Consider the following 9,298-nt stretch of genomic DNA (forward strand, 5'->3'; position numbering starts at 1 on the left):
TTGGGTGTCACCGGCGTTGCTGCGCCGAAGGCGGCGTCGTCCAGCGCGGCCAGATACTCATCGATGGCCCGGCTGGCGGCCTCAGGCGGCAAGCCTTGGCAGGTCCGGGGCCCGCGGACCGATGACAACCGCCTCGCCCGCGGAGTCCGCGTGCAGCACCGCGAAATTGTTGGTGAACATGTCCATCAGCGCCAACGAGACGTAGCGTCCGCCGGCCCGGGGCAGGGTGATCCGCACCGGGCCAGCCGACAGATCCAGCCAGGCCGTCGAGTAGAGCGTGTCGTTGTTCGGCTGGGTGACCGTCTGGCTCCTGGCGTCCGTCAGCCTGCGCACATGACGGAAGCGGTTGGCGACCAGGCCGTTGCGGAAAGCCCGGCCCCGCGTGCCGGCCATCTCGATCAGCGGGAGGCCAAAGAGCGCAAGCTCGCGCGCCGCGGCGCGCAAGGACGAGGGCTCGGCTTTGGCGGCGGGCGGGGCGGCGACGAGCGCCGCCGCCCCGCCGGTCAGGAATCTACGCCGGTCGGTCACGGCCCGCCCTCACCAGCTGTAGCGCAGTTGCAGGCCGCTCACGCGCGGGCGGCTGTAGCGGCGGATAGTCGGATCCTGGGCGACGACGAAGACGCTGTCGAAAAGGTTGTCGACATAAGCCGCGAGCTGGATCTTGCCGATGTCGACACCGACCCGGGCGTTGACCACCTGGAAATCCGAGAGCTTCGGAGTGGTGGTGCTGAGCTCTTGAACCCCGCCCCACTGAGCATTGTAGCTGACGTTGCCAAACGCTTCGAAGCCGGCGACCGGGGCGCGGTAGTTGGCTTCCGCCGAGGCCAGCCACTCAGGCGTCTGCGGGAGCGACAGGCCAGCATAGCGGCCCGAGGTCACCTCGCCGCCCTGGCGCGAGCCGTTCAGCGACAGTCGCAGCTGGCCGTCGCCAAGATCGTAGCGCCCCGCGAGCTCCGCCTCCAGGCCCCAGGAGCGGGCGTCGCCCGCGTTGGTGAGGAAGGACGTCGCCGCGACCGGGCAAGCCGTGTTCGTCACCCGGCAGCCGTTGTCGAGCTGGGCGATCATGTCGGTCAACTCGGTGCGGTAGCCGGCCAGCGCGACATAGAGGCTCGGCAGCGGCGCGCCCTTGAGGCCCAGCTCGTAGCTGCGCGAAGTCTCGTCGTCGTAGGCGATGGGGATGGGGACCGGTTGGCGCAGGTCGCCGAGATTGCGGTTGAAGCCGCCGGCGCGGTAGCTGGTTCCCACCTTGGCGTAGGCCAGGAGGCTCATCGGCAGGCGATAGGAGGCGGTGGCGTTGTAGGAGAGGTTCTCCGGCGAGCTTGTTCCATCGATGATCCTGGCCGTCCCACCGGTCAGCTGGTTGGTGATCCGGTCGCGCAGACGCGATGTCAGGCTCTTGTCGTCGGAGGTGTAGCGCAGCTCGCCCGTCAGGCTGAGGTCGCCGGTCACATCGTAGGTGAGCGCGCCGTAAGCCGCCCAGGAGTCGTAGTTCTGCACCGCCGACTCCACCGTGCCGGTCGAGGGAGCGGCGGCCGTGGGGGTACGGGCCAGGGTGACCGAGTAGCGGCTCTCCTGGGTCATGGCCTCGACGCCGGCCAGCCAGTCGAGCCGGCCTTCCAGCGCCTCGCCGGCAAGGCGTAGGTCCTGGCTCAGGGTCTTGGTGCGGTCGGCGGTCACCGCCGCTGCATTTGGATCGATGGGGGTGGCCGGACCGACCTGGCCCGCGGCGCGGGCGCGGGCCAGGTCCTGTGGGTTCACCCCGTCGCTATCGAGCGCATACATCGACTCCCGTACCCGAAAGAGGCTGGTGGAGCTGAGCTGGGCCCAACCGAGGTCGACCTCGGCAGACAGTATGGCGGCGCTGATGTTCTGCTTGGCGAGCGGGGCGGTGTTCCAAGGATAGCTGAACTGGTCCTGGACGTAGCCGCCGGGAAAGCCCGCCGAGCCTGCCGGAATGGCGATCTGATAGGTGATGGTCGGGGTGGTCAGTTGCTGGTTCTCGACGAGCAGGGTGACGTCCGCCGGACCCTTGGCCAGGCGCGCCTGAGCGCGAAGCCCAAGTCCCTTCTCCTGGTCGAAATGGACGTCGTTGACGGGGTTGTAGAAGAACCCGTCGTCCTGGTTCACGTAGTCCGCGCCGAACCGAAAGGCGAGTTCGTCGCTGGCGGCCAGATTGACGGCCGCCTGCACCTGGGCGCGCTGCGTTTCGAACCCGTATTTGGCGTCGACGAAGCCGCCGTCGCTGAACTCGGGCCGGGCCGAGACGATGTTGACCGCTCCGCCGACGGCGTTTCGGCCATAGAGGGCGCCTTGAGTGCCCCGCAGCACCTCGACACGGCCGATATCGAAGGTGTCCAGCCGGGCGAAGTTGCGCCCGCCGATGCCGCCGCCGCCGATATAGGCGCCGTTGCGATAGAGGCCGACGCTGGGATCGCCATTCGTCGCCCGGGCGGTGGAGGAGGCGCGCATCGAGACCTCGGAGGTGATCGACGAGGTGAGGTTGTTGAAGCGCACGCTCGGCTGTCCGGCCAGAAGTTCGCCCGTCGAGACCGCCCCGCCGCGGTCGACGAGGGCGGCGGCGGACACCACCGAGGCGGCCACCGGAACGTCGATCAGGCGCTCTTCGCGGCGACGGGCGGTGACCACCACCTCGCCCAGTTCAGCCGGCTCCTGCCGCTCAGTCTGCGCGGCGGCTTCTCCGGCGAGCAGCGAAATCGTACTGGCGCAGGCCAGGGCGGCCGCTTTGTAGCTGGTCATCGACGTCTTCCCCCAATGTGTTCTGGATCGCTCCAAGACGATTGGAAGGCGTGTAATAGGTCCGCTGCAGAAGTGTCAATAATTGACACTATGGACTCGTGATCTTGAGGGCGAGCCCGACGAATTCAGCGTCCGACCAGCGGTGGTCAGCGCGCAGGTCCAGACGGGCTTGGCGGACGATGACGAGCTTGCGCGAGGCGATGACATAGAGCCGCTGATCGCCGGCTCCGGCCGCCATCACCAGGTCGCGGGGGATGGCCTCGCCGCCGTCGCCCAGGTCCGTACTCGCCGTCACCGCGCCAGGGCCTCGATTGGGCAGCCACCAACCCACCCCATAGGCGGGGTTGGCCTCGGAGGGGACGAAGAGTTCACGATAAAGCATGCCGTGAGCGCGCACGTGTTCGCCGACATTGGCCCAGTCGCGCGCGGTCATCGCCGCGCCCTGCGGCATCATGATCTGGCCGTCCGCGCCGCGCCGCCAGGCCGCTGCGGCCGCGCCGGCCGGCTGCAGGACCCTGCGCTCCAGATAGGCGAGCGGATCGGGCTCTTGTCCGCTGACCGAAAGCTTGCGGCGCATGATCTCCCCGAACGCCTGATAAGGCGCGGGCCCGTACTGAAAACGCTCTCCGGGCGCGGCGTTGAACGGTGCCTCGACCGCCGCGGCATAGGTCGGGACATCGCCGATCCGGCTGGGAAGTCCAGACGACATGGACAGCAGCTGGCGTAGCGTGACGCGCGATTTGGCCGGATCCTGGCGCCATTCCGCCAGCGTGTCGGCCGCCGGTTCTTCCAGCGACAGGAGCCCGTCCTCGACGCCGGCGGCGGCCATCAGCGCCACGAGGCTCTTAGTTCCCGAATAGAGCGGCAGCGGCGTTGTCGCCGCCGCGCCCTGCGCGTAGGCCTCGCACGCCGGCCGGCCGTCGATGAGGACCAGAAGGCTCAAGCCGTCGCGGGCCTCCGAGTAGGCGATGAGCGCCTCGCAGTCGGGAGGCGCGGCGAGGGCCGGGGCGGCGGCCGACAACAGGATGGCAAGGGCGGTCAGATACGCGCGCATACGGTTCCTCTCTCGTTTATGTGTCGATTATTGACATTAATGCAGGGCTGCGCCTAGTTCGCGGCGAAAGAGGAGTTCGACATGGCCACCCGCCGCAACGTCATCCTGGGCGCGGGGATCGGCGCCATGAGCCTGGAGGGCGCGATGGCCGACCAAGGCGCCGGCGATGTGTTCGCGATCCGCCAGGTACAGGCTGACCTGGCGCGCTACGATGGATTTGGCGCGAAGGCCTCTGGGGGGGCGGGCGACGATGCTTCGGGCGCCTGGCTCGCGGGCGAGCTTCAGGGGCTGGGCTTTGCGGTCAGCCGCCAAGTCATTGACGTGCCGTACTTCGAGGCCGGCGCGGTCAGTCTGGCGCTGGGCGACAAGGTCATCGGGGCCCTTGCCCAGGCCCCTGTGAGGTTGACGGCGCCGGGCGGGCTGTCAGGGCCGCTTGTTCGGCTGGAAACCTGGGACGGCTCGAAGGCTGCGACAGGCATGATCGCAATCGCGCGCCTGCCCTACGGTCGGTGGTCGACACGGCATGCCGGCGCCGTCGGCAAGGTTCTGAAGGCCGCCGCCGAGCAGCAGGTCGGCGCGCTTGTCCTGATCACCGACGGGCCGACCGGCGAAGCCCTGGCGCTGAACGCGGCGCCGAGCGCTGGCGAGGCTTTTCCCATCTTGGCGGTCGGATCACGCGAAGGCGACCAGTTGGCGGCCGCGGCGGCGAGGGGCGAGATGGCCCTCCTGAGGATCGAAGGCGTCAGCGGACGCCGGTCGGCCTTCAATCTCGTCGGTCGCCTGGAGCGCGGCGCGGGGCGCCGGCTGGTGGTCTCGACGCCCCGTTCGGGTTGGTTCGGCTGCATGGGAGAGCGCGGCGGCGGCGTCGCCGCCTGGCTGGGCCTGGCGCGTTGGGCGAGTTCGGCCTGCCCGCTCGACCTGACTTTCGTGGCGACCTCGGGTCACGAGTATGAGAACCACGGAGGCGAGGTCTTCCTGCGCAGCGCCTTGGCTCCGCGTCCGCACGACACGGCGCTCTGGGTGCATCTGGGCGCGGCGTTGGCGGCGCGAGATTGGCATGAGGCGGAGGGGAGGCTGGCGCCGTTGCCCAGTGTCGACCCGCAGCGCTTCCTGGTGGCGCGGCCGCAGCTGGTCGCTTCGTTGCGGGCTGCGTTCGCCGGCCAGCCGGGGCTTGAAGCGGTCTATGGCGACGAGGCGGGGGCGGGCGGAGAACTGGGCGAAATCCTCGCGGCCGGCTATCCTCGCGCCTTCGGAATCCTTGGGGCGCACCGCTTCCATCACTCGCCAAATGATGACATGCGGTGCGTTGATGCTCAGCATGTGGCCTCGACTGGCCGCGCGCTGCTGTCCGGCGTGCAGGTGCTGCTGGCCTGAGGCGGCGCGGCGGTGAAGAATCGGTGATGATCGCGCCTGGTCGCTCCAGGCCGCTTGAAGGAGGCGCCTTGTCCGGCGGCGCGAATGACGGCCCCGCAGCCAGCGGGGCGTTCGATCCGATCGTCGAGGCCGTCCTGCGGGCGGTGCTCGCGGGCGTGCTGCGACCTGGCCAACGGCTTCCGGAGCGATGGATCGTCGAGACTTGCGGCTGCACCCAATCGGCGGCGCGCGAGTCGATCGGCCGCCTGCAATCGCTCGGGGCCGTCGTCGTACCCGAGCGGCGCGGCGCGAGCGTGATTTCAGGCCGTGAGGCGCCTCTGAGCGAAGTCGATCGGGTCTGGCGCCAGCTTCTGCCGCTGCTGGAGGCGCCGGCCGGCGCGCGGCTCTGTTCCGCCGAGGGCGCGCTGTGGGAGCGCCTGAGCCGGGAACAGGCCGCGTTGGAGGCCGCGCGGCCGGCGGCTGGCGACCGGTTGACCGATCTTCTCAAGCGCGTTTCGCTCCAGCGGGCCATTCTGGGTATGGCTTAGGATGACTGCCCGACTTGAAGCGTTCCTGGTCTCGACCGCGCCGCTGGCGGCGCCGGCGGAGAGCCTGCCCGCGGGCCTGCCTGGCCAGATAGCCGACGCGCTGCGCGACCGCATCCAAGCGGGCGAGTTCAAGCCCGGCGATCCGCTGCGGGCCGCCCCGCTGGCGGTCGCCTTCGGCTGCAGCCGCGGTCCGGTTCGCGAGGCGCTTCGTCGGCTCGAGCGGGAAAAGCTCGTCGCGATCGCGCCGCGTACCGGAGCCGTCGTCGCGCAGATGAACGCCCGGGCCCTGGAGGCGCACTTTCGGCTGCGAGCTGAGGTCGGCGCGCTCTTCGTGCGCCTCGCCGCCGAACGTGCGCAACGCCCGCCCGCTCTTGTGGCGGCCATCCTCGAAGGGGCCGAAGTGCTGGCCGAAGTCGCCGACGACGCGCGGGTCCAGGTCGGAGACTATATCCGCGCCCGTCGGCGACTGACGGACCTGATTGCGACCCTGGCCGCCGCGCCCTACGTCGCTGAGCTGTCCCTTGAGCTCGAGCGCGAAGTCGCGATTCTCTGGGCGCCGATGAATTCGGCGGTGCGGCGTCGGCGCTCAGCGGCCGGCTGGCGCAAGATCGCGCGCGCTATCGCGATCGGCGATCCAGATGCTGCGGAAGCGGAAGGGCGGCGCATGGTGTTGGAGGCCCTCGATGAGGTGCGCCGAATGACGGTGATGACCTAGAGCGCCGCCAGGGCCGCGCGCTGACGCGCTCCGGTTCTGGTCTGGCCAATTTATCGCTCAGCCATGACAACCGCTGCAATGGGTCGGCAGCGGTCAAAACCATACCGCCCAATTGCAGACTCGCCACTACGTCCGCTCCTAGGCAGTAGGCCAATGTCGCTTCATGGCGCAACGCTGACGATGCGGCCTGGCTTGAGTTCAAGTTTTGACGGGGCGGCCATGAACTGCATCATCTCCGATGCCATGAAGCTCGAAGTTCGCGACGTATACTCACCAGCCTGGCCAGATGGGTTTGTGCCGACCGCGGCGAGCGGAAGGGTTTATGTTGAGGTTGGCGAGATCGGTTCGCCTGGGACGTACACAGTGCAGTTCGACGTCTCGGTTGAGCCTGCTGAATCTGCTCCGGACGGCTCCCGGCCATTCAGATGGACCGCAGCCGGCCTCTCGGTTGCGCGCGCCGACCAAAGTCTAATCATGGAGGCTGTTGAGACGGCATTTCTCCGCCGAGATTACCCGAACTGGGAGGTATTCAGGTCGAGCCTCCCTTCATTCATTGATGGAGATCTCGTCCTCTAGCTAGTCGACATCTGGCGCTAGGGGCGCGCATCCAGTCTGAGTATGAGCACACCGGCGATTGCCTCGGGAACGCGCAATGCGGGGCCGCCAAACGTCGCCTAGGGGCGGCTAGCAGTCTATCGGTTCGCGGCAAAAAGCCGACGCTGGGCATGGTTGATACCCCAAGGGTCGGAGTCCACGAGATCAACTTCTCGCTTGGATACCGGGAGATATTTTCGCCTTTCGGACCAGCCGTAATAGATAGTTCCGTGAATGCCGAGTGCGTCACGTTTGAGGATCGGCCGTTCCCAAATCGGTTCGATGATCGTGCCAGCTTTCTCTTCGCCAAGTCGCTCGAAGAAGTCCTCCGCGATCTCTATGTCGCGACCGTCGGGGAAGATGGCAGCGAACTCGGCGTCCGTAGCCTGGAAAATGCTGAACGTAGCGTTGGCCGCGTCGTCGATGATCTGAATATTTTTCATGCTGCGGGTCTGCCAGTGACAGCGAGATGCGTTCGCACATCGCATGGTTGCGTAAAGCATAAGTTCCTAGGGCCCAGAAGGGGCGGACCCGGGCGCCGGCGATATTCCGGGAAGCAGACGTCTCCTGAAGTCCGCTTCAGGGCGCGGAGCTTATTTCCGGAATTGGCGCCAAGCAGCCGATTTCTCTTACGATCCGTATTGGGGCTCACCGGGTCGCAGGGACTTGCCCCAGCGTGTCGGCGAGCTCCCTTAGCTGATGCGCGGCGTACTCGAGATCACGCTGTCGGATGTCATCGTCGGCGATCCAATGCATCAACTGATGAAGCACGATCCGGTCCGCTGCAGTCGCGAGCTCCATTTGGGCGGCAATCTCGGAACTTGCTAGGACGTCGCCCGCTAGGGCACGCCGAACCAGCGCAGCTACACCTTCATCCATAGTCTGGGTCACCCATTTGCCTACACGGCAGGATGTCCGCTTTGCGCACCGAAGCCAACGTCCGCAATCGGCCGATTCTGTTGAAAAAGGCCTGTTGAAGCGATGACTCGGGCCTGATTCACTCTCCTTACGACGGGAGAGATGGCCATGATGGGTGATCGTCGAGTCGACCAGGCTGCTCTGTTTTACGAGTTCTCGCTCGAGCGCCATGTGCCCTCCGATCACCTGCTGCGGGCGATCGACAGGTTCGTCGACTTGGACGGCGTGCGGGCGCATCTCGCGCCATTCTACAGCTCGATCGGCCGTCCTTCGATCGACCCGGAGCTGCTGATCCGGATGCTGCTAGTGGGCTACTGCTTCGGGATCCGCTCGGAGCGCCGGCTATGCGAGGAGGTTCATCTCAACCTCAAGGCCGACGCCAATCGCCAACGCTGCGTGCCAGGAACCCAAGGCTTGCCGCCTGAGGCCGCCAGCCGGGCCATCGATGAGTATCTGGCCGCGCTGGACGACGCCGCCTTCGGCGCAGCAACGCCGGTGACACCCAAGTTCATCTCGCCTGCCGATCCGGCCTCACGCTGGACCGGCGCTAACAAGGGGCTGGCCTTCTTCGCCTACTGCACCAACTACCTCATCGACCTCGACCATGCAGTCATTGTCGACGTCGAGGCCTCCACTGCGGTGCGCCCGGCTGAACTCACCGCCGCACGAACCATGATCGAGCGCGTGCGCGAGCAGCACGAGCTGTCGCCGCAGCGCCTGTCAGCTGACAGCGCCTACGGCTCGGCTGAGATGCTGGACTGGCTCGTCAACGACCAGGATATCGAGCCGCACATCCCGGTTATCGACAAGTCCGAGCGGGTCGACGGGACCTTCTCCCGGCGTGACTTTACCTACGATGCGGAGGCCGACCTTTACCGCTGTCCCGGCGGCAAAGAGTTGAAGCAGCACCGGCGAGCCTTCCGCATCGATCACCCCGATGTCCCACCCGATGACACGTATCGCTACCGCGCTAGTAAGGCCGACTGCGACGCTTGCTCGCTCCGCAGCCGCTGCTGCCCGAACGCACCGGCCCGCAAGGTGACCCGCTCAATCTACGAAGCGGCGCGCGATCGCGCCCGCGAGATCGCCACCACCGACGCCTACATCGTATCCAGGCGCGAGCGGAAGAAGGTCGAGATGCTCTTCGCCCACCTGAAGCGCATCCTAAAGCTCGACCGGCTGCGACTACGAGGTCCCTGTGGCGCCAGAGACGAGTTCCTCCTCGCCGCCACCGCTCAGAACCTCCGCAAACTCGCCAAGCTCATCCCGCCGCCAGCAATCGCAACAGCCTGAGACGCTGCAGCCTCAACCCAGCACGGGGCGGTCAACGATCCGACGGCGGCCTTTTTCAACGAAATC

9 protein-coding genes are annotated in these 9,298 nt (G+C 67.2%); 5 read left to right on the forward strand and 4 right to left on the reverse strand.

Annotated elements, in window-relative coordinates; genetic code table 11:
* Positions 1-81: 81 nt before the first annotated feature.
* The 3 genes from ACE3T2_RS20860 to ACE3T2_RS20870 form a co-directional block, all read right to left on the reverse strand.
* On the reverse strand, positions 82-528 hold the full coding sequence (locus ACE3T2_RS20860; RefSeq protein ID WP_374660969.1) for a DUF1254 domain-containing protein: 447 nt from the start codon (positions 526-528) through the stop codon (positions 82-84).
* A 9-nt stretch (positions 529-537) separates the two neighbouring features.
* Positions 538-2,757: a TonB-dependent receptor gene (locus ACE3T2_RS20865; protein WP_374660971.1), complete on the reverse strand. Its 2,220-nt coding sequence runs from the start codon at positions 2,755-2,757 to the stop codon at positions 538-540.
* A gap of 88 nt (positions 2,758-2,845) precedes the next feature.
* Positions 2,846-3,811 carry a serine hydrolase domain-containing protein gene (locus ACE3T2_RS20870; protein WP_374660973.1) on the reverse strand — a complete coding sequence of 322 codons (966 nt, stop codon included), beginning with the start codon at positions 3,809-3,811 and terminating at the stop codon, positions 2,846-2,848.
* 81 nt (positions 3,812-3,892) lie between these two features.
* On the opposite strand from ACE3T2_RS20870, the gene ACE3T2_RS20875 reads away from it, so the two are divergent.
* The 4 genes from ACE3T2_RS20875 (at position 3,893) to ACE3T2_RS20890 (ending at position 7,003) form a co-directional block, all read left to right on the forward strand.
* Positions 3,893-5,185, forward strand: coding sequence for a hypothetical protein (locus ACE3T2_RS20875; protein WP_374660975.1), 1,293 nt, complete (start codon positions 3,893-3,895; stop codon positions 5,183-5,185).
* Positions 5,186-5,253: 68 nt separating this feature from the next.
* Positions 5,254-5,712, forward strand: a complete 459-nt coding sequence (locus ACE3T2_RS20880; protein ID WP_374660977.1) for a GntR family transcriptional regulator — start codon at positions 5,254-5,256, stop codon at positions 5,710-5,712.
* Between the two features lies 1 nt (position 5,713).
* Positions 5,714-6,427 carry a GntR family transcriptional regulator gene (locus ACE3T2_RS20885; RefSeq protein ID WP_374660979.1) on the forward strand — a complete coding sequence of 238 codons (714 nt, stop codon included), beginning with the start codon at positions 5,714-5,716 and terminating at the stop codon, positions 6,425-6,427.
* Positions 6,428-6,646: 219 nt separating this feature from the next.
* Positions 6,647-7,003, forward strand: a complete 357-nt coding sequence (locus ACE3T2_RS20890) for a hypothetical protein (RefSeq protein WP_374660981.1) — start codon at positions 6,647-6,649, stop codon at positions 7,001-7,003.
* A 116-nt stretch (positions 7,004-7,119) separates the two neighbouring features.
* On the opposite strand, the gene ACE3T2_RS20895 is transcribed toward ACE3T2_RS20890, so the two are convergent.
* Positions 7,120-7,464, reverse strand: a complete 345-nt coding sequence (locus ACE3T2_RS20895) for a hypothetical protein (RefSeq protein ID WP_374660983.1) — start codon at positions 7,462-7,464, stop codon at positions 7,120-7,122.
* A gap of 583 nt (positions 7,465-8,047) precedes the next feature.
* On the opposite strand from ACE3T2_RS20895, the gene ACE3T2_RS20900 reads away from it, so the two are divergent.
* On the forward strand, positions 8,048-9,232 hold the full coding sequence (locus tag ACE3T2_RS20900) for a transposase (protein ID WP_374660985.1): 1,185 nt from the start codon (positions 8,048-8,050) through the stop codon (positions 9,230-9,232).
* Positions 9,233-9,298: the final 66 nt, after the last annotated feature.

The sequence above is a fragment of the Phenylobacterium sp. genome (genome assembly GCF_041919955.1).
In the GTDB taxonomy this organism is placed as follows: domain Bacteria; phylum Pseudomonadota; class Alphaproteobacteria; order Caulobacterales; family Caulobacteraceae; genus Phenylobacterium.

What these genes read in the sequence shown, in the direction of transcription:
- ACE3T2_RS20885 (WP_374660979.1), top strand. Translation starts at nt 5,714, where the DNA reads ATGACTGCCCGACTTGAAGCGTTCCTGGTCTCGACCGCGCCGCTGGCG.
- ACE3T2_RS20895 (WP_374660983.1), bottom strand. Translation starts at nt 7,464, where the DNA reads ATGAAAAATATTCAGATCATCGACGACGCGGCCAACGCTACGTTCAGC.
- ACE3T2_RS20900 (WP_374660985.1), top strand. Translation starts at nt 8,048, where the DNA reads ATGATGGGTGATCGTCGAGTCGACCAGGCTGCTCTGTTTTACGAGTTC.
- ACE3T2_RS20865 (WP_374660971.1), bottom strand. Translation starts at nt 2,757, where the DNA reads ATGACCAGCTACAAAGCGGCCGCCCTGGCCTGCGCCAGTACGATTTCG.
- ACE3T2_RS20890 (WP_374660981.1), top strand. Translation starts at nt 6,647, where the DNA reads ATGAACTGCATCATCTCCGATGCCATGAAGCTCGAAGTTCGCGACGTA.
- ACE3T2_RS20870 (WP_374660973.1), bottom strand. Translation starts at nt 3,811, where the DNA reads ATGCGCGCGTATCTGACCGCCCTTGCCATCCTGTTGTCGGCCGCCGCC.
- ACE3T2_RS20875 (WP_374660975.1), top strand. Translation starts at nt 3,893, where the DNA reads ATGGCCACCCGCCGCAACGTCATCCTGGGCGCGGGGATCGGCGCCATG.